Origin of the sequence: Methylobacterium sp. WL119, assembly GCF_008039875.1 — a bacterium.
Lineage (GTDB): Bacteria > Pseudomonadota > Alphaproteobacteria > Rhizobiales > Beijerinckiaceae > Methylobacterium.
This window is the reverse complement of sequence record NZ_VRUU01000011.1, coordinates 36066-54648: the sequence shown is the minus strand read 5'-3', so window position 1 is coordinate 54648 and position 18583 is coordinate 36066. Positions and strand designations below refer to the sequence as shown.

The 18583-nt window shown below is 70.0% G+C and carries 18 protein-coding genes; 14 read left to right on the top strand and 4 right to left on the bottom strand.

What is annotated here, in order from left to right; all coding sequences use genetic code 11:
- Positions 1-9 precede the first annotated feature (9 nt).
- The 7 genes from FV227_RS07280 to FV227_RS07250 all read left to right on the top strand — a co-directional run bounded on the left by FV227_RS07280 (position 10) and on the right by FV227_RS07250 (position 8136).
- On the top strand, positions 10-1074 hold the full coding sequence (locus FV227_RS07280; RefSeq protein WP_147858665.1) for a transglycosylase SLT domain-containing protein: 1065 nt from the start codon (positions 10-12) through the stop codon (positions 1072-1074).
- The gene (locus tag FV227_RS07275) at positions 1071-2570 is read left to right on the top strand and encodes a DUF2336 domain-containing protein (RefSeq protein WP_147858664.1); all 1500 of its coding nucleotides are present in this window, start codon (positions 1071-1073) and stop codon (positions 2568-2570) included. The genes FV227_RS07280 and FV227_RS07275 overlap by 4 nt, the downstream gene beginning before the upstream one ends.
- Positions 2571-2868: 298 nt before the next feature.
- Complete coding sequence (gene serS, locus FV227_RS07270; protein ID WP_147728725.1) at positions 2869-4266, top strand: serine--tRNA ligase; 1398 nt, start codon at positions 2869-2871, stop codon at positions 4264-4266.
- Positions 4266-5030, top strand: a complete 765-nt coding sequence (surE, locus tag FV227_RS07265) for a 5'/3'-nucleotidase SurE (RefSeq protein ID WP_147728726.1) — start codon at positions 4266-4268, stop codon at positions 5028-5030. The genes serS and surE overlap by 1 nt, the downstream gene beginning before the upstream one ends.
- Before the next feature lie 120 nt (positions 5031-5150).
- Positions 5151-5843 (top strand): alpha/beta fold hydrolase, encoded by a 693-nt coding sequence (locus tag FV227_RS07260; protein WP_147728727.1) that lies wholly within the window; start codon positions 5151-5153, stop codon positions 5841-5843.
- The gene (locus tag FV227_RS07255; protein ID WP_147728728.1) at positions 5840-6520 is read left to right on the top strand and encodes a protein-L-isoaspartate O-methyltransferase; all 681 of its coding nucleotides are present in this window, start codon (positions 5840-5842) and stop codon (positions 6518-6520) included. The genes FV227_RS07260 and FV227_RS07255 overlap by 4 nt, the downstream gene beginning before the upstream one ends.
- 191 nt (positions 6521-6711) lie before the next feature.
- Positions 6712-8136, top strand: a complete 1425-nt coding sequence (locus FV227_RS07250) for a LysM peptidoglycan-binding domain-containing M23 family metallopeptidase (RefSeq protein WP_243946657.1) — start codon at positions 6712-6714, stop codon at positions 8134-8136.
- Positions 8137-8203: 67 nt separating this feature from the next.
- On the opposite strand, the gene FV227_RS07245 is transcribed toward FV227_RS07250, so the two are convergent.
- The 3 genes from FV227_RS07245 to FV227_RS07235 form a co-directional block, all read right to left on the bottom strand.
- Positions 8204-8557, bottom strand: a complete 354-nt coding sequence (locus FV227_RS07245) for a YidB family protein (protein WP_147727781.1) — start codon at positions 8555-8557, stop codon at positions 8204-8206.
- 50 nt (positions 8558-8607) lie between these two features.
- Positions 8608-8988 (bottom strand): YidB family protein, encoded by a 381-nt coding sequence (locus tag FV227_RS07240; protein ID WP_147727780.1) that lies wholly within the window; start codon positions 8986-8988, stop codon positions 8608-8610.
- 177 nt (positions 8989-9165) lie between these two features.
- Positions 9166-10041, bottom strand: coding sequence for an ATP-binding protein (locus FV227_RS07235; protein WP_147727779.1), 876 nt, complete (start codon positions 10039-10041; stop codon positions 9166-9168).
- A gap of 142 nt (positions 10042-10183) precedes the next feature.
- On the opposite strand from FV227_RS07235, the gene FV227_RS07230 reads away from it, so the two are divergent.
- From FV227_RS07230 to lpdA, 7 genes are all read left to right on the top strand, one after another.
- Positions 10184-10582 (top strand): MAPEG family protein, encoded by a 399-nt coding sequence (locus FV227_RS07230; protein WP_147858662.1) that lies wholly within the window; start codon positions 10184-10186, stop codon positions 10580-10582.
- Between the two features lie 123 nt (positions 10583-10705).
- Entirely contained in the window at positions 10706-11041 is a 336-nt protein-coding gene (yajC, locus tag FV227_RS07225; RefSeq protein WP_147727777.1) for a preprotein translocase subunit YajC, read from the top strand.
- A 164-nt stretch (positions 11042-11205) separates the two neighbouring features.
- Positions 11206-12813 carry a protein translocase subunit SecD gene (gene secD, locus FV227_RS07220; protein ID WP_147727776.1) on the top strand — a complete coding sequence of 536 codons (1608 nt, stop codon included), beginning with the start codon at positions 11206-11208 and terminating at the stop codon, positions 12811-12813.
- 49 nt (positions 12814-12862) lie between these two features.
- On the top strand, positions 12863-13804 hold the full coding sequence (gene secF, locus FV227_RS07215; protein WP_147727775.1) for a protein translocase subunit SecF: 942 nt from the start codon (positions 12863-12865) through the stop codon (positions 13802-13804).
- Between the two features lie 27 nt (positions 13805-13831).
- Positions 13832-14209: an MTH938/NDUFAF3 family protein gene (locus tag FV227_RS07210; RefSeq protein WP_147727774.1), complete on the top strand. Its 378-nt coding sequence runs from the start codon at positions 13832-13834 to the stop codon at positions 14207-14209.
- Entirely contained in the window at positions 14206-15099 is an 894-nt protein-coding gene (locus FV227_RS07205) for a phytoene/squalene synthase family protein (RefSeq protein ID WP_187274720.1), read from the top strand. The genes FV227_RS07210 and FV227_RS07205 overlap by 4 nt, the downstream gene beginning before the upstream one ends.
- A gap of 224 nt (positions 15100-15323) precedes the next feature.
- Positions 15324-16763 (top strand): dihydrolipoyl dehydrogenase, encoded by a 1440-nt coding sequence (gene lpdA / locus FV227_RS07200; protein ID WP_147726694.1) that lies wholly within the window; start codon positions 15324-15326, stop codon positions 16761-16763.
- 685 nt (positions 16764-17448) lie between these two features.
- On the opposite strand, the gene FV227_RS07190 is transcribed toward lpdA, so the two are convergent.
- On the bottom strand, positions 17449-18561 hold the full coding sequence (locus FV227_RS07190) for an abortive infection family protein (RefSeq protein ID WP_210246703.1): 1113 nt from the start codon (positions 18559-18561) through the stop codon (positions 17449-17451).
- Positions 18562-18583: the final 22 nt, after the last annotated feature.

Here is an 18583-nt window from a genome sequence, read left to right as displayed (position 1 = left end):
CGGCGATCGATGTTCCTGTTCACCACGCCTTCGAACCCCCAGCCAGCCGCGGCGCCGCCGCGGGCCGCGGGTCCGCAGGGCGCGGTCGTCGACGCGATCCGCGACGGGGCCCAGAGCAGCGGCGTCGGCTTCGACTACCTGCTCGCCACGGCGCAGCGCGAATCCGCCCTCGATCCCTCGGCCAAGGCCGGCACCTCGACCGCCACCGGCCTGTTCCAGTTCATCGAGCAGACCTGGCTCGGGGTGATGAAGTCCGCCGGGCCGAAGCTCGGCCTCCAGGCCTACGCCGACGCCATCGTCGCGCGGCCGGACGGCAGCTACACCGTCGCGGATGCCGGCCAGCGCCAGGCGATCCTCGACCTCCGGCGCGACCCGAAGATCGCCGCCTCGCTCGCGGGCGCCTTCACCCAGAAGAACGGCGAGGCGCTGTCGGCGGCGCTCGGGCGCGAGCCGACCGCGGGCGACCTCTACGCCGCCCACGTGCTCGGGGCGAAGGGCGCGACGACGCTGATCGCCGCCGCGCGGGCGACCCCGGACCGGGCGGCCGCCCTCGACATGCCGGAGGCCGCCGCCGCCAACCGCGGCCTGTTCTACGATCGCACCGGCCGGCCGCGCACCACCGCCGAGCTCTATGCCAGCCTCTCCGCGGCGGGCGCCGGCCGCACCGCCGCCAGCGACGTGACCCTGCTGACGCAGGGCGCCGCCGTCGCCCCGCCGGCGGCGGCGAGCGCCTACGCCGCGGTCGGGGGCGACCTGCGCACCCTGTTCCAGACCGACCGGCGCCAGGGCGCCCTCTCGGAGGGCGTCGCCAAGCTGTTCCAGGGCCGCGCGGCGGAGGCCGCCCGGCCGGCCCCGAGCTACTTCCCGCGCTCCGACCCGAGCCTCGATTCCACCGTGCCGGTCGCGGCGGTCGCCTCGGCCGACCCCGAGACCACCGGCGCCATCGCCGCGGCGATTCCGGCGGGCCGCGCGCTCGTCGATCCGCCGCTGCCGCCGCGCCGGCCGGCCGAATTCGCGGCGTCGCTTGCCGCCGCCCCCAACGCGTCGTTGTTCACGAACCGGAGCGGCCCATGAACATCCGCCAGTTCCTCGCCTGCACCCAGTCCACTTCGGCGGGGCGCCGGGCCGAGGCCGCCTCCGCGCTGACGCGGGCCTACCTGTACGGCAACCTCGAGGCGGATGCCGCCTGGGAGGCCAAGACGGCGATCCTGGCGCTCCTCGACGACCCGGCCCCGGTGGTGCGCCGCGCCATGGCCGAGGCCTGCGCCGCCTCGGCGCGTGCGCCGCGCCCCCTCGTCGTGGCCCTGGCCTCCGACCAGACCGAGGTCGCCTGCCTGGTTCTCGCCGCATCGCCGGTCCTGACCGATGCCGACCTCGTGGACGCCGCCGCGATGGGCTGCGAGACGATCCGCGCGACGATCGCCGCGCGCCATCACCTCTCGCACGCCGTGGCCGGGGCCCTGGCCGAGATCGGCGGCGGCGACACCCTCGCGGTGCTGGCCCGCAACCCGACGGCGCGCATCACCACGGGCCGCATGCTGCGCATGGTCGAGCGCCACGGCGGCGACGCCGGCGTGCGCGAGGCGCTGCTGGCGCGGGCGGACCTGCCGATCGAGGTGCGCCACGCCGTCGGCGCCCGGCTCGCCCGGACCCTGTCGGACTTCGTGACCGCGTGCGGCTGGCTCTCGCCCGACCGCAGCGCCCGGATGAGCCGCGAGGCCGGCGAGCGCACGGTGCTCGAGCTCTGCGACGGCGCGGGCGCCGCCGCCACCGCGCGGATCGTCAAGCACCTGCGCACCACGGGCCAGCTCAATGCCGGCCTGATCCTGCGGGCGATCCTCTCGGGGCAGATGGCCTTTGCGGAGACCGCGTTCGCCGACCTCACCGGCCTGGAGCACGCCCGCGTCGGCACGCTGCTGCGCGAGCCGCGCGGGATCGCCGACCTGCACCGCCGCGCCGGCCTCGCCGAAGCGCTGCTGCCCGCGGTGGTGGCCGCGCTCTCGGCCTGGCGCGAGGCCGCCGACGGCACCAGCACGTTGCGCGGCGTCGGCCTGTCGCGGCGGATGATCGAGCGGGCGATCACCGCCTGCGAGGACATGCCGTTCTCCGAGATGCAGGGGGTGATGGCGCTGCTGACGCGCTACGAGGCCGAGGCCGCCCGCGACGAGGCCCGCGCGGTCGCCCGCGCCATCGCCGAGGAGGCCCTGGCGCGCGAGGCCGCCCGCCGCGAGGCCGACGAGGCCGCCGCGGAATGGCGCGCGGCGCAGGAGGCGGCCACGCTCCGGCTCGCGGCCGACGACATTCCCGAGCCGACGGCTTTGGACCGCATCGCGCTCGACCCTCGCGACCGCATCGGCGACCGGCGCTTCACGGACGTGGCGTCGCCCGAGGCCGACATCGTCGCCGAGCGGGAGCCGCGCACCGACCCGGTCGGCGCCATCCTCGACGCGCTGCCCGAAGCGATCCTGGCGAGTTTTCGCGAGGAGCAGGAGCGGGTGCGCCTCGCCGCGGAGACCGAAGCCGCGTCGGATGCCCAGGACGCCCCGGAGCGCCGGCGTCTGGCGGCCTGACCGCCGGGGTTGCGAAGCGCCGGCTCCCGCCGACAGGGTCCGGGATCCAGAGCCGCCGAGGGTGCCAAGCCGAATTCCGACCTGCGGTTCTCGATTCGAGGCTCGCCTTCTGCGCCCCGGGCTGACGGGAAAGATTTCGGCGGAGGGCGTCACGAGACGCATCATCTCGATGCCCTGACCGGAAGCGGGCCGGGCGGTGTCCACGGCGGACGCGCGTGCCCGCCATCGCCCGCCGCAGCCTTGTCGCGCGCGGACCGATGCTGCAAAGCGTGCCCGTCCGCACGACCCGAGCCAGCCCATGCACGACATCCGCGCCATCCGGGACAACCCGGAAGCCTTCGACCGCGACCTTTCCCGTCGCGGCCTCAGCCCGCTCTCGGCCGAGCTGATCGCGCTGGACGACGCCCGCAAGGCGGCCGTCTCGGCGGCGCAGGAGAACCAGGAGCGCCGCAACGCGCGGGCCAAGGAAATCGGCGCCGCCAAGAAGGCGAAGGACGAGGCCCGCGCCGCCGCGCTGATGGACGAGGTCGCCGGCCTCAAGGAGGCCGCGCCCGCTCTGGAGACGGCGCAGTCCGAGGCCGCCAAGGCCCTCGACGACCGGCTCGCCGCGATCCCGAACCGGCCCAAGGCCGACGTGCCCGAGGGCGCCGACGAGCACGGCAACGTCGAATACCGGCGCTTCGCGTCCGCGCGTGAAACGCTCACCGAGGGCCGCCAGCATTTCGAGCTCGGCGAGGCCTTGGGCCTGATGGATTTCGAGACCGCGACCAAGATCTCCGGCTCGCGCTTCGTCGTGCTCAAGGGCCAGATCGCCCGGCTGGAGCGGGCGCTCGGGCAGTTCATGCTCGATCTTCACACGCAGGAGCACGGCTATCTCGAGGTCGCGCCGCCGATCCTGGTGCGCGACGAGGCGATGTTCGGCACGGCGCAGCTGCCGAAGTTTCGCGATGACCAGTTCGCCGTTAATGACGGTTCGACCATTGAAGACATTCGTCGCAGCGTTGGTTCGATCATTGCCGTCGCGGGCCATCAACGCGAAGCAACCGACTTCATTTCGGGCGGAGTTCAAGATTGGCTTGACCAGAGTTCGCGCTGGCTCATCCCCACAGCCGAAGTCCCGCTCACCAACCTCGTCCGCGAATCCATCCTAGCGGAAGACGAGTTGCCGCTCCGCTTCACGGCCCTGACCCCCTGCTTCCGTGCGGAGGCCGGGGCGGCCGGGCGCGACACCCGCGGGATGCTGCGGCAGCACCAGTTCAACAAGGTCGAGCTGGTCTCGATCACCGCGCCGGAGAAGTCGGCGGACGAGCACGAGCGCATGCTGGCCTGCGCCGAGACGGTCTTGAAGAAGCTCGACCTGCCGTTCCGCACGATGACCCTGTGCACCGGCGACATGGGCTTCGCCAGCCAGAAGACCTACGACATCGAGGTCTGGATGCCGGGCCAGAAGACCTTCCGCGAGATCTCGTCCTGCTCGGTCTGCGGCGATTTTCAGGCGCGACGGATGAATGCCCGGTACCGTAAGGACGGCAAGCCCGCCTTCGTGCATACCCTGAACGGCTCGGGCGTCGCGGTCGGCCGTGCGCTGATCGCGGTGATGGAGAACTACCAGAACCCGGACGGCAGCGTCACGATCCCGTCCGTGCTCGCGCCCTACATGGGCGGCCTCAACCGGATCGAAGGACCACGCCCGTAATGCGCATTCTCGTCACCAACGACGACGGCATCCACGCGCCGGGCCTGGAGACGCTGGAGGGCATCGCCCGGACGCTCTCCGACGACGTCTGGGTGGTGGCGCCCGAGACAGACCAATCCGGCGTCTCGCACTCGCTGTCGCTGAACGACCCCCTGCGCCTGCGCCACATCGCGGAGAAGCGCTTCGCGGTGAAGGGCACGCCCTCCGATTGCGTCATCCTCGGCGTGCGCCACATCCTGGCCGACCACGGCCCGGATCTCGTGCTGTCGGGCGTCAACCGCGGCCAGAACGTCGCCGAGGACGTGACCTATTCCGGCACCATCGCCGCCGCGATGGAGGGCACGATCCTCAACGTGCGCTCGATCGCGATGTCGCAGGCCTACGGGATCGGCGGCCGCGGCAACCTGAAATGGCAATGCGCCGCCCATCACGGGCCGATCGTGGTGAAGAAGATCCTCGAGACCGGCATCGAGCCGGGCATCGTGATCAACGTCAACTTCCCCGATTGCGAGCCGGAGGAGGTCGCCGGCATCGCCGTGGCGGCGCAGGGGCAGCGCAACCAGGCGCTGCTCGCCATCGACGCGCGCACCGACGGGCGCGGCAACCCATATTTCTGGCTCGCCTTCGCCAAGGCCCGGTTCGAGCCGGGCAACGGCTCCGACCTGAAGGCGATCGCCGAGAAGCGCATCTCGGTGACGCCGCTGCGCCTCGACCTCACCGACGAGCCGACGCTGACGCGCTTCGCCCAGGCCTTCGCGGAGTAGGCGGATCCCGCAGCCGCGGCGGTTCTGAATTCCGGGCTCGCCTGCGGCGCTTCGCAACGACGGGGCCGAAAGCGGACAGCCTCTCGGGGGCGACCGCATCCCGAACCGGAGACTCGCCCGATGAGCCTCGTCCTGATCCCCGGATACATGGCCGATGCCAGCCTGTGGGACGACATGGCCGAGGCGCTGGCGCCCGCAGGCCCGATCCACCATGCGAGCCTCGCCCACGACGACACGATCCCGGCGATGGCGCAGCGGCTGCTCGCCGAGGCGCCGGCGCGCTTCGTGCTCGTTGGGTTCTCGATGGGCGGCTACGTCGCCCGCGAGGCGGCGCGGCTCGCGCCGGAGCGGGTGCGGGGGCTTGTGCTGATCGCGACCTCGTCGCGATCCGACTCGCGCAAGCAGGCGGTCGCCAAGCGCCTCGCCATCGAGGGCGTCGAGACCGGCCACTTCGGCGGCCTGAGCCGGGCGGCGGCGGCCGCCTCGGTGCATCCGGACCGGGCCGGGGACGCGGCCCTGATCGAGCGCATCCGGGCGATGGGGCAGCGCCTCGGGCGCGAGGCCTTCCTGCGCCAATCCCGGCTCGAGCGGGTCGGCGATGCGGATCGGCTCGGTGCGCTCGGCTGCCCGACGCTGGTGATCGCGGCGGGCCGGGACCGCCTGCGCAGCATCGCGGAATCGGAGGAGCTGCGCGACGGCATCCCCGGCGCGACGATGGCGGTGGTCGCGGATGCCGGCCACATGCTGCCGCTCGAGGCGCCGGACGCGCTGGCCGCGCTCATCCTCGCCTGGATCGGCGACCTGCCGCCATGACCGGAAGCGACGTGGACGCGATCGACGACCAGGTCGGCGCGAGCTTGAGCGGCCATGCCGGCCTCGGCGGGGCGATCGAGAACGCCGCCTTCGTGCTGGCCCTGCGCGGGCGCGGCACCCGCGACACGGCGGTGCTGCGGGCGATGGAGCAGGTGCCGCGCGCCGCGTTCGCCCCCGCCGCGTATCGCCACCTCGCCCGGCGCGACCTTTCCCTGCCGCTGCCCTGCGGCGCGGCGATGACCGCACCGAGCACGGTGGCGACGATGCTGACGCTGCTGAAGGTCGAGCCCGGAATGCGGATCCTCGAGATCGGGACCGGGTCCGGCTACGTCACGGCGCTGCTGCTGCAACTCGGCGCCGGCGCGGTGACGAGCCTGGAGCGCTACGCGACGCTGGCCGGGCAGGCGAGCGCGAACCTCGCAGGGCGCGCCCGCGTGCTCCAGGGCGACGGCCTCGCCGACACCGCGGGGGGCGGCTACGACCGCATCCTGGTCCACGGTGCGGTCGCGGAGCAGCCCGCATCCTGGGCCGCGGCGCTGAAGCCCGGCGGCCGCCTCGTCGCCGGATCGGAGGGCGGGCTGATGGCGGCCACGCATGGCGGGCAGGGCCTCGTCGTCGAGCCGGGACCGCGCCTGCGCCTCGCGCCGCTGGTGCCCGGACGAGCCGCCGCGCTTTAACCAATCGCGCTCGCCGCTCCGCCTGCGGTAAGCATTCCTAAGCAGCGATCCCGAGAGCGAAATGGTGCTCGCGCGGCCGTGAACGTGGTGAACGGGAACGGTTGTTTAACCTGAATCCGGCTTTCATGGGCTCATCAAGTTGCGTCAGGCAAACGGGTGCGTCGATGCGGGTTCGCGGGACTGGTCGGAGGATGAAGACGCTGTCGCGCTTCGCTCTCATCGGAGTTATCGGCAGCGGTGCTGCCGCCTGCTCGTCGGACGCATCGCGTCTCGACAGCCCCTTCACCAACCCGTTCGCGTCGAACATGGCGAGCGAGCCGGCGGCGACGGGCAGCCTGCCGGACATGCCGTCGGCGCCGCCGATCCGCACCGGCCGGATCCAGTCCGAGGCGCTCGGCGCGCCGACGGCGATCTCGCCCCGGCCCGGCCCGGTGGCGGCCCGCGTGCCGACCCAGCCGATGGCGCAGACGACCCGCGTCGCCTCCACCGGCACGCCCGGCTGGAACGCGCAAGGGGGCACCACCATCACCGTCGCCCCGAACGACAGCCTCAACCAGATGTCGACCCGCTTCGGCGTGCCGGCCTCGGCGATCCTGTCGGCCAACGGCCTGACCAGCGCCGGCCAGGTGACGCCCGGCCGCCAGCTGATCATCCCGGTCTACAGCGCCTCGGGCATGAACCCGGCGGCCGCCCCGATGACGGCGCGGGCCGTTCCCGCCGCCCCCTCGGAGCGGATCAAGGCCGCGGAGGCCAAGCGCCAGGACGACACGAAGGCGGAGGCCAAGCGCAAGGAGGCGGCCAAGGAGGCGGCCAAGGAAGCCGCCAAGGAGGCCCAGAAGGAGGCCGAGGCCAGGAAGCTCGCCGACAAGCGCGCCGAGGAGAAGGCCCGCAAGGACGTCGCCGCCAAGGAGGCCGACGCCAAGAAGCATCACGTGCGCCCCGGCCAGGTCGCCAAGGCCGATACGAAGCCCGACACCAAGGCCGAGGCGACGCGCAAGGCCGAGGCGGAGGCCAAGCAGGCCAAGGTCGACGCCGCCAAGGCCGACGCCGCCAAGGACGCGGCGAAGAAGGTCGCCGAGGCGAAGGCCGCCAAGGCCGCTTCTGAGAAGGCGGCCTCGGAGAAGGTCGCGGCCGAGAAGGTCGCCGCCGCCAAGCCGGAGCCGGTCAAGACCGCCGCCGTGGCGAAGGTCGAGCCCGCCAGCACCGGCTCGGTCGCCGCCGCGGCCCCCAGCGCCCCGGCCGCGCCGGACCAGACCTTCCGCTGGCCCGCCAAGGGCCGGGTGATCTCCGGCTACGGCTCCTCGGGCAACGAAGGCATCAACATCGCGGTGCCCGAGGGCACCGCGGTGAAGGCCGCCGAGGACGGCACCGTCGCCTATGCCGGCTCGGACGTGAAGGGCTACGGCAAGCTCGTGCTGGTGCGGCACTCGAACGGGTACGTGTCGGCCTACGCCCACAACGGCGAGCTCGACGTGAAGCCCGGCGAGAAGGTGAAGCGCGGCCAGACGATCGCCAAGTCGGGCGCGTCGGGCAACGTCACCTCGCCCCAGCTGCACTTCGAGATCCGCAAGAGCGGCGCGCCGATCGACCCGATGTCGCAGCTCGCCAGCAACTGAGCGATTTCCCGAGACCCACGATCGAGGGCGGTCCGCGAGGGCCGCCCTTTCGCGTTTCGGCGCGTCGTCAGGTGCCGGGCGTGCGCAGCGTCCCGTCGGGGCTGTGCTGGTCGACCGCCGCGGGCAGCACCTTCGCCAGGACCGCGAGGACCTGGTCGGTCGGGATCCCGAGCTTGTCGGCGATCTGCCGGACCTGCTCGTTGTCCAGGACCTTGCGCAGGTCCTCGGTGGTGATCGGCGCGTTCGGGCCGCGGCCGAGCCAGGAATTCACCTGTGCGGCGTAGCCCGAATTCTGGAGCTGGTTCAGCAGCCCCTGAAGCCCGCCCGGCAGCACCCGCTCGACGATGCCGGGAAGGGCCTCGACGGCGGCCTGGCCCAGGCTGCCGCCGAGCGCCGACTTGAGGGTATCGAACAGGCTCATCGCTGGGTTCCTCGCCGTGATCCGCGCTTCACTCTAGCCGCCGGCCGGCGTCAGGCCACCTGCGTCGAGAATTGCCGCTGCGGCGCGAGCGTCCCGTCCCGGCTCTGGCGGTCGACCGCACCGGGCAGGAACTCGGCCAGCGCGGTCGGCACGCGCGCTTCCGGGATGCCGAGGTCGGCGGCGAAGCGCGTCAGCGCCTCGGGCGAGAGCAGGGCGGCGTAGGCGCCCGCGGGGAGGGCGACGTTCGCCTCGGATCCGAGCCACGAGGCGACGGCCGAGCCGTGGCCCGCCGCACGCAGGGCATCGAGGAAGGCCGGCAGGCCGCCGGGATAGATCTTGGCGAAGGACATCGGCAGGCCGTCGCCGCCGATCGCGTCGATGCGGGCTTCCGCGCGGGCGAGCGCGGATCGGATCGCGTCGAAGAGTCCCATGATGTCAGCCCCGTCCCGCCTGCTCGTCCGCCGGGAGGCGGATCGCTCGAGGTGCAAGCTCGGGCGTAGCGGACGCAAAGCAAGCGCCTGCGGCGTCGAGAAATGCGCCTGCGGCGTCGACAACGCGCCTGCGGCGTCGACAACGCGCCCGCAACCGATCGGCCGACGGGATTTCGATCAGTCGAGGGTCCGGCCGAGCCGCCCGGCCAGATCCTGGATAAACTGGAAGGCGGTGCGGCCGGAACGCGAGCCGCGGGTGGTCGCCCATTCCAGCGCCTCGGCCCGGAGCGCGTCGGGCTCGACCGGAAGGGCGTGGCGCTCGGCATAGGCGCGGATCATCGCCAGGTACTCGTCCTGGCTGCACTTGTGGAACCCGAGCCACAGGCCGAACCGGTCCGAGAGCGAGACCTTCTCCTCCACCGCCTCGCCGGGGTTGATCGCGGTGGAGCGCTCGTTCTCCACCATCTCGCGGGCGAGCAGGTGCCGGCGGTTCGAGGTGGCGTAGAACAGCACGTTGCCCGGCCGTCCCTCGATGCCGCCGTCGAGCGCCGTCTTCAGCGACTTGTACGAGGTGTCGTCGCCATCGAACGAGAGGTCGTCGCAGAACACCACCCAGCGATGCGGGTCGGAGCGGAGCGTCGCCATCAGGTCGGGCAGCGCCTCGATGTCCTCGCGGTGGATCTCCACGAGCTTCATCGGCAGGGCGCCGGCCGCGCGGCGCGCGTTGATCTCGGCATGCACCGCCTTCACGAGCGACGACTTGCCCATGCCGCGCGCGCCCCAGAGCAGCGCGTTGTTGGCCGGCAGCCCGCGCGCGAAGCGCTCGGTATTCTCGGCCAGGGTATCGCGCGCCCGGTCGATGCCGGTGAGCAGGCCCATCTCGACGCGGTTGACGGTGCGCACCGGGATCAGCCGGCGCTCGGGCCCCCACAGGAAGGCGTCGGCGGAGGTGATGTCCGTCACCGGTCGCGCGGGCGGGGCGGCCCGCTCCAGCGCCGTGGCGATGCGCTCCAGCAGCGGCATCAGGGTCTCGAGGGTGGTCGCTTGCGTCATGGCGGATCGGTTCGGATGGCTCTTCGAGGACCGCACGGGCCTACGCGCGCTCGGCACGACTCGCAACACGAGCTGCGACACGGCCTGCAACGTCCGGAGCCCGCTCGCGTTGGTCGGCGCATCGCAACGCCGGAGACCCGCCTTGATCTTCCCCGCCACCACCGCCCTCTTCGCCGCCCTGTTCGCCTTGATCTACATCGGCCTGTCCGGCTGGGTGGTGGGGGCCCGGGTCAGCGGCAACGTCCTCGCCGGGGATGGCGGCCGGGACGGATTGCAGCGTCGCATCCGCTCGCACGGCAACTTCTCGGAATACGTGCCGCTGACGCTCGGCCTGATCGCCCTGCTCGAAGCGGGCGGGACCCGGCATTGGATCGTGCTGACGCTGCTCTGGCTGCTCCTGATCGCGCGCCTGCTGCATCCGGTCGGCATGTTCGCGCCGGTCAACTCGCCACGCCAGTTCGCCTGCCGCGGCGGCGGCATCCTCGTCACCCTGCTCGTCATGACGGTGGCGGCGGTGCTGCTCCTCGTCCGGGCGATGTGAGGGGCGCGCGCCGCCCGGCGTTGCTTTCGGAACGCCTCTGGCTATAGTCCGCGCGCTTTCAGACAGGCCCGGCGACGCTTCCGACAGGCGCGCACGGGCCCGACGTCACATGAGGAGACGCGCTTGATCACCCCCGCCTTCGCGCAAGGGGCCGGCACTGCTGCCGGCGGAGCCGAGATCGCCTTGCAGGTGGTTCCCTTCGTCCTCATCTTCGTGATCATGTATTTCCTGATCCTGCGGCCGCAGCAGAAGCGGGTCAAGGAGCATCAGGCCCTGGTCAAGAACGTCCGCCGCGACGACACGATCGTCACCAACGGCGGCCTCGTCGGCCGGGTGGTGAAGGTGCTGGACGACGCCACCGAGATCGAGGTGGAGATCGCGCCGAACGTCCGGGTCAAGGTGGTGCGCACCATGATCTCCGAGGTCCGCGTCAAGGGTGGGCCGGTCAAGGCCGCCTAGGGCGCTCTCCGCCGAAGTCGGGGCCGGTTCGGCTCGAGAGCGCGTGGGACGGCAAGAGCCCGGAACCGGTTCCCAACGCGACGCGATCGGGAACGGCTTCGGACCCGCCGGATCAGGATGCCGGGGCAAGCCCTCGGCAGGACTGCAGAAAACAGAGTCGGCGGATGCTGCGCTTTTCCCGTACCAAAATCGTCGTGACGCTCGTCGCGATCCTGATCGGCCTCAGCCTCGCGGTGCCGAGCTTCTTCTCGCCCGAGCAGCGCAAGGGCTTCATGGCCGCGCTGCCGGGCTGGTTCCCCGCTTGGATCGTGCCGACCCGCGCGATCGTGCTCGGACTCGACCTGCAGGGCGGCTCGCAGCTCCTGCTGGAGGTCGACCAGGCCGAGCTCGTCGCCTCCCAAGCCAAGGCCCTGCGCGACGAGGTCCGCGGCGTGCTCCAGCGCGAGAGCGTGCGGGCCGACGGCGGCATCGGCATCCTCCAGCGCGGCGTCCAGGTCCGCGTCGCGGACGCGGCCGCCCGCGCCAAGGTGATGCCCAAGCTGCAGGAGCTGGCGCAGCCGATCTCGAACCCGCTCGTCGGCCAGACCGGCGGGCGGACGCTCGACATCACCGAGCAGCCCGACGGCCTGATCCGCCTCGCGCTCACCGATGCCGGCATCAACGAGCGCACGCGGCGCGCCGTGACGCAGGGTATCGAGGTCATCCGCCGCCGCCTCGACTCGACCGGGACGCTGGAGCCGTCGATCCAGCAGCAGGGCGCCGACCGCATCCTGATCCAGGTCCCCGGCCTGCAGGACCCGGAGCGCCTCGAGGCGCTCCTGGGCAAGACCGCCAAGCTCGAGTTCCGGATGATCTCCGACAACCCGGCCGGCGACGTTGACATGCTGCCCTCGCGCGACGAGCGCGGCGCTAAGGTGGCGGTGGAGCGCCGGGTGATGGCCGACGGCGGCGACCTGACCGACGCGCAGCCGGCCTTCGACCAGCAGACCCACGAGCCGATGGTGAGCTTCAAGTTCAACCTCAAGGGCGCCCAGCGCTTCGGCCAGGCGACCTCGGAGAACGTCGGCCGCCGCATGGCGATCGTGCTCGACAACGAGGTGGTCTCGGCCCCGGTGATCCGCACCGCGATCACCGGCGGCTCCGGTCAGATCACCGGGAACTTCTCAGTGCAGCAGGCCAACGACCTGTCGATCCTGCTGCGGGCCGGCGCGCTGCCGGCGAAGTTCACCGTGGTCGAGCGCCGCGTCGTCGGGCCGGGGCTGGGCAGCGACTCGATCCGCGCCGGCAAGATCGCCACCGGCGTCGCCGGGCTCCTCGTCGTCGGCTTCATGTTCCTGACCTACGGCACCTTCGGCTTCATCGCGAACATCGCCCTCATCGTCCACGTCGGGCTCATCCTCGGCCTGATGTCGGTGCTGGAAGCCACCATGACGCTGCCCGGCATCGCCGGCATCGTGCTCACCATCGGCACGGCGGTGGATTCCAACGTGCTGATCTACGAGCGCATGCGCGAGGAGCACCGCGCCGGGCGATCCCTGGTCTCGGCGCTGCAGGCGGGCTTCGACCGGGCCTTCGCCACCATCATCGACTCGAACTCGACCATGGCGATCGCCGCGCTGATCCTGTTCTTCCTCGGCTCCGGCCCGGTGAAGGGTTTCGCGGTCGTGTTCATCCTCGGCATCCTCACCACCGTCATCACCGCGGTGACGCTGACGCGGATGATGATCGCGGTGTGGTACAAGTCCTTCCGGCCCAAAGCCCTTCCGTTCTGAACGTCGCCCGTTTCGGGAGGCCGCTTCCCGATCGCAAGGTCCCAAAAGAATGCGCCTGCTTCGCCTCTGGCCCGACGAGTCGCACTTCGACTTCATGCGCTTCCGCCGCCTGAGCTTCCCGCTCTCGGCGATCCTGTCGGTCGTGACCGTGGTGCTGTTCCTCACCGTCGGCCTGAACTACGGCATCGACTTCAAGGGCGGCACGCTGGTCGAGCTGCAGGCGAAGTCGGGCACCGCCGACGTCGGCGAGATCCGCCACACGGCCGCCGGCTTCGGCTTCGGCGAGCCCGAGGTGCAGGAGCTCGGCAACCAGGGCACCGTGCTGGTGCGCCTGCCGCTTCAGCCCGGCGAGCAGGGCCAGACGGCGGTGATGAACAAGGCGCACGGCGCCTTCGACAAGGATTACGAGTTCCGCCGCACCGAGACCGTCGGCCCCCGCGTCTCGGGCGAGCTGGTGCAGTCGGGCACGCTCGGCGTCGTGCTCTCGGTCGTCGCGGTGCTGCTCTACCTGTGGTTCCGCTTTGAGCGCGAGCTGGCGCTCGGCGCCATCGTCGGCACGCTCCACGACATCGTGCTGACCATGGGCGTGTTCATCGTCACCCGGATCGAGTTCAACATGACCTCGATCGCGGCGATCCTCACCATCGTCGGCTACTCGCTGAACGAGACCGTGGTGGTGTTCGACCGGACCCGCGAGCTGATGCGCCGGTACAAGACGATTCCCACCGACGAGTTGCTCAACCTGTCGATCAACTCGACGATGTCGCGCACCGTGATGACCTCGATCTCGGCCTTCCTGTCGCTGCTGGCGCTGGTGCTGTTCGGCGGCGAGGCGATCCGCGGGTTCGCGGTGGTGATGCTCTGCGGCGTGGTGATCTGCACCTACTCGGCGATCTTCGTCTCGACGCCGGCGCTGATCTATCTCGGGCTGATGCTCTCGGGCACCAAGGCCCAGGCCGCCCGCGGGCGGCTGCCGCAGGCCGCGGAGTAGGGCCGAGAGACGGGGGACGCACAGCGCATGGCCGAGCTCGACGGCTTCCTGCCCGGGCGCCACCTGATCGACGCCTACGGCAACGGCGGCTTCCGCTTCGGCGAGATGTCGCACCGCGGCTCGATCCTGGCGCTGCCGTCGGGCATCCGCGCCTGGGCCACGACCGAGGGGAGGGCGATCGACCGCACCGCGTTGCGCCCGGTCCAGGCGGAATCGGCGGAGATCGAGCTGCTGCTCGTCGGCACGGGCCTCGACATCGTGCCGCTGCCACCCGATCTTCGGGCATGGCTCAAGGACAACCGGATCGGTCTCGACGTGATGCAGACGGGCGCGGCGGCGCGCACGTACAACATCCTGGTGGCGGAGAACCGCAAGGTGGCGGCGGCCCTGATCGCGGTCGCGTGAGCGCAGAGCCGGGGCAGGGGGACAGCCAAGCAGAGGGTAAAGGCGGCCTCGCCTTCGCCTTCCGCCACTGCGAGGACCTCGTCCGCGCGGGCGACCCCGACCGCTACTTCGCCACGCTGTTCGCGCCGCAGGCCTTCCGCCCGCACCTGTTCGCGCTCTACGCCTTCAGCCTGACGGTCGCGCGGGTGCGCGAGGCCGCCTCGAACCCGATGGCCGGCGAGATCCGCCTGCAATGGTGGCGCGACGCGCTGCAGGGCGAGGCCCGCGGCGACGTGAAGGCCAACCCCGTCGCCGCCGCGCTCCTCGACGTGATCGTCGCGCGCCGCCTCGGGCGCCAGCCCTTCGTCGATCTGATCGACGCCCGCGTCTTCGACCTCTACGACGACCCGATGCCCCGGCTGAACGACCTGGAAGGCTATTGCGGCGAGACCGCCTCGGCCCTGTTCCGCCTCGCCAGCCTGATCCTGTGCGACGGCACCGAGCCGGGTGGGGCGGCCGCCGCCGGTCATGCCGGCGTCGCCTACGGCATCACCGGCCTGCTGCGGGCGATGCCGTGGCACGCGCGGGCGGGCCAGGTCTACCTGCCGGCCGACGTGTTCCGCAGCCACGGCGTCACCCGCGAGGACATCGTCACCGGCCGCGGCGGCCCGGGCCTGCGCGGCGCCTGCGCGGACCTGCGCGCCGACGCCCGCCGGCATCTGGCCGCCTACGCCGCGGCGAAGGACACGATCGCGCCGGCCGCGCGCGCCGCCTTCCTGCCGCTCGCCCTGGTCGACGGCTACCTCGCCGCGATGGAGCGCCCGGGCTACGACCCGCTCAACACCCCGATCGAGACCGCCCGCTGGCGCCGCCTGTGGCGGCTGTGGCGCGGGTCGCGGGCGGCGGGGTAGGGACGCGGATCTTCCCTCCGCCGCACCCAAGTCGGGCCTGCCCGACTTGGGCACACGGGGTGCGGATCTCGGGCAAGCCCGAGATCCGTCGGGGGGAGGGAAGACGCCCGGCAGGCATGAGCCCTCCTACGATGTAACCCCCGGCTCCGGCCGGCGCGTTGGCGCCCGCGACGTCCTCGTCTACGCTCGCCTCCGAGACGCTCCAGGGAAGAGACCAGACCCTCATGGCCGACAGCTACGACGTGCTCATCATCGGCGCCGGCCCCGGCGGCTACGTCACCGCCATCCGTGCGGCGCAGCTCGGGTTCAAGACCGCGGTGGTGGACCGGGAGCACCTCGGCGGCATCTGCCTGAACTGGGGCTGCATCCCGACCAAGGCGCTGCTGCGCTCGGCCGAGATCTACCACTACATGCAGCACGCCTCCGATTACGGGCTCTCCGCCAAGGAGGTCTCGTTCGACACGGGCGCGATCGTGAAGCGCTCGCGCGGCGTCTCGTCGAAGCTGAACGGCGGCGTCGGGCACCTCCTGAAGAAGAACAAGGTCGACGTGATCTGGGGCGAGGCCACGGTCGACAGCGTCGCCAAGGGCAACGGCACGGGGCAGGTGACGGTCAAGGAGACCGCCCGCGCGCCGGCGCCGAAGGGCGCGCTCGCGGCCGGGACGTATTCGGCCAAGCACATCATCGTCGCCACCGGCGCGCGCCCGCGCGCGATCCCCGGCATCGAGCCCGACAAGAAGCTGATCTGGACCTACTACGAGGCGATGGTGCCGGAGACGATGCCGAAGTCGCTCCTGGTGATGGGCTCGGGCGCGATCGGCATCGAGTTCGCCTCGTTCTACCGCACCATGGGCGCCGAGGTGACGGTGGTGGAGCTGCTGCCGCAGATCCTGCCGGTGGAGGATCCGGAGATCGCCGCCATCGCCCGCAAGCGCTTCGAGAAGCAGGGCATCAAGATCCTGACCGGCGCCAAGGTGACCAAGGTCGAGAAGGGCGCGGATTCGATCACGGCGACGATCGAGGCCGCCGACGGCAAGGTGCAGACGCTGACGGCGGAGAAGCTGATCTCGGCGGTGGGCGTCGTCGGCAACATCGAGGGGATCGGGCTCGAGGCGCTCGGGGTGAAGATCGAGCGCGGCATCGTCGTCACCGACGGGCTCGGCCGCACCAACGTGCCCGGCCTCTACGCCATCGGCGACGTCGCCGGGCCGCCGATGCTCGCCCACAAGGCCGAGCACGAGGGCGTGATCTGCATCGAGACGATCAAGGGCCTGCCCACCCACCCGATGGACAAGGCCAAGATCCCCGGCTGCACCTACTGCCAGCCGCAGATCGCCTCCGTCGGCCTCACCGAGGCGAAGGCCAAGGAGCAGGGCTTTGCGATCAAGGTCGGCCGCTTCCCCTTTGCCGGCAACGGCAAGGCGATCGCGCTCGGCGAGCCGGACGGGCTGATCAAGACGGTGTTCGACGCCAACACCGGCCAGCTGCTCGGCGCCCACATGGTCGGCGCCGAGGTGACCGAGCTGATCCAGGGCTACGTCGTCGCCATGAACCTCGAGACCACCGAGGAAGACCTGATGCACACGGTCTTCCCGCACCCGACGCTATCCGAGATGATGCACGAGAGCGTGCTGGATGCTTATGGGAAGGTGATCCATACGTAGGCGGGGAAGCTTCGAAAAACCTCGCTAGAACAGGCTGTTGAGCCCAAATTCTAGCGACGGCCGCCTCCCTTCGTCAATGCCGACAATGGGTGCAAAACCCGTCGAACTTCCGGCTCATTGTGCCCAAATTGTGCCAGGACGCCGGTGGCGAAGGGGTCACAAAACCCGAACCGTTTGCGTCGATTGGCTTCTGATCGTGGAACTCCTGGCAACCAGTGTTCCATCGTTTGTACGATCATAAGGCGATTTATCATACCTATAATACTGGCGTATCGGCTTCAGTTAAATCGCTTGGCACCGACCAATAAGTCGCGTCGTGCCTCACCCTGGTACTATGAGCGGTCTCGTACAGCTTTTCGAAAAGCTTTAAGTCAAGCGCGTCGCTTTGCCCGAAGTCAACTTGGATTAATTTACACATCTCTATTAGTTTGATGAGGTCGGCACCATAGCCGAACAACTCGTCGTTATCTTCGTAGAATTCGAGATTGCTCGAAAGATCGATAATAGCCGTTTTGATGCTATCGGCAAAATCTGATAATGCGTCGCTAAACAAGTTTTATTGCTGCCTATGAAGTGCTATCAATCTAGGCCACAAGCGGTCGCGCTACAATCAGATAAAGTTTTTATTAAACTATCGATCGCTATCTAATCAGATCAGAATTCTTTCTATCTCAGCGAGGCTCACCTAGTCCGTTCGGCGATCGTAAAGCTGGATAGTCCGCGTCGAGGCATGGTTCGCAATTGCCGCTGCCCGTTTCAACGTGCCGCCGTTCCTGAGGTACGTGGTGATGCCGGTGGCTCGGAAGGTGTGGTTGCCGATCTTGGTTTTGATCCCAGCCGCTTCGGCGCGACGCTGCACCATCGCATAGGCTTTGTTGCTGGGGAGCGGCGAGTTCGTGAGGGTGGCGAGCTGGTTCATGACATGTCCTCCCTCAAGGGGAGTGCCCGCTGCTGCATGCTCCCAAATCTCAGTCAGAAACATCGCAACCGAAGCGGCCGAGTTGATCGCCAACCTCGCAATCCGGGGATCAATACGACGATAGCCTCGCTCTCGGCCGTGCGCGTCGCCAGCATGGGTGCGGAGGGAACCCAAACCTTTAGCGACGGACGTGAGACCGCCAAGGATTTGGCGAATGTCGCTTTCGGCCTCAGCAGGGAGATCAGACCGGCCAGGGGACAACTTAAGCGGCTCCTGCACCGCTCTCATCAAGCCATCAATGTCCTTTTTCGAAGGTAGGGGCTGTCCGAGTTCAACCAAGATCGACCGACACACCGACTCGATTAGCGAACAAGCGGATGTAGTGGCGCTCTCCGGATCGCTCTCCGCGCTGTCCAGCGCACGGGCAATGTCACGCTGCACGGTATCAAAATTGAGAAGGCGGGTTTTCTCGGCAATTGCCTGCGCCACGGCACCGGAGGCTTGGCGAGCAACAAACTGCGCCTTGCCGCTTACCATCATGATGGCAAAGCCGTCAGGCTCAAGCGCCGCGTTCAGTCGCGCCAGCACCGCTTGCGCCTTTTCGGGATTTGCCAAATATTCGCGCGGATCGCAGACCCTGACAATGATCCGCTCAATCGAGGTGCCATCTCCTCGACGGATCAGATCCCTGAGCACGTCAATGGTTGCCGGCACCCGCGATCCGTTGCCTATGCTCATCTCCACGCCGCAGTCCATAAAGAACCGCTCGATCGTGGGCCCGCTCCGATAGATGCCAATTGGCGGGGTAGGATCGTTGCCGCCGCCACCCGTAATGACATCCGCAAGGGCGCTGACGAGATAAGGTGAGAAGCTGAGCATGCCGTTCAGTTCTATAGGTGAC

Coding starts and splice junctions, on each gene's coding strand:
- FV227_RS07210 (WP_147727774.1), top strand. CDS start 13,832: ATGGCCGAGCTCGACGGCTTCCTGCCCGGGCGCCACCTGATCGACGCC.
- FV227_RS07235 (WP_147727779.1), bottom strand. CDS start 10,041: ATGACGCAAGCGACCACCCTCGAGACCCTGATGCCGCTGCTGGAGCGC.
- FV227_RS07190 (WP_210246703.1), bottom strand. CDS start 18,561: ATGCTCAGCTTCTCACCTTATCTCGTCAGCGCCCTTGCGGATGTCATT.
- FV227_RS07255 (WP_147728728.1), top strand. CDS start 5,840: ATGACCGGAAGCGACGTGGACGCGATCGACGACCAGGTCGGCGCGAGC.
- FV227_RS07280 (WP_147858665.1), top strand. CDS start 10: ATGTTCCTGTTCACCACGCCTTCGAACCCCCAGCCAGCCGCGGCGCCG.
- FV227_RS07260 (WP_147728727.1), top strand. CDS start 5,151: ATGAGCCTCGTCCTGATCCCCGGATACATGGCCGATGCCAGCCTGTGG.
- lpdA (WP_147726694.1), top strand. CDS start 15,324: ATGGCCGACAGCTACGACGTGCTCATCATCGGCGCCGGCCCCGGCGGC.
- serS (WP_147728725.1), top strand. CDS start 2,869: ATGCACGACATCCGCGCCATCCGGGACAACCCGGAAGCCTTCGACCGC.
- FV227_RS07275 (WP_147858664.1), top strand. CDS start 1,071: ATGAACATCCGCCAGTTCCTCGCCTGCACCCAGTCCACTTCGGCGGGG.
- FV227_RS07250 (WP_243946657.1), top strand. CDS start 6,712: ATGAAGACGCTGTCGCGCTTCGCTCTCATCGGAGTTATCGGCAGCGGT.
- secD (WP_147727776.1), top strand. CDS start 11,206: ATGCTGCGCTTTTCCCGTACCAAAATCGTCGTGACGCTCGTCGCGATC.
- surE (WP_147728726.1), top strand. CDS start 4,266: ATGCGCATTCTCGTCACCAACGACGACGGCATCCACGCGCCGGGCCTG.
- secF (WP_147727775.1), top strand. CDS start 12,863: ATGCGCCTGCTTCGCCTCTGGCCCGACGAGTCGCACTTCGACTTCATG.
- FV227_RS07240 (WP_147727780.1), bottom strand. CDS start 8,988: ATGGGACTCTTCGACGCGATCCGATCCGCGCTCGCCCGCGCGGAAGCC.
- FV227_RS07245 (WP_147727781.1), bottom strand. CDS start 8,557: ATGAGCCTGTTCGATACCCTCAAGTCGGCGCTCGGCGGCAGCCTGGGC.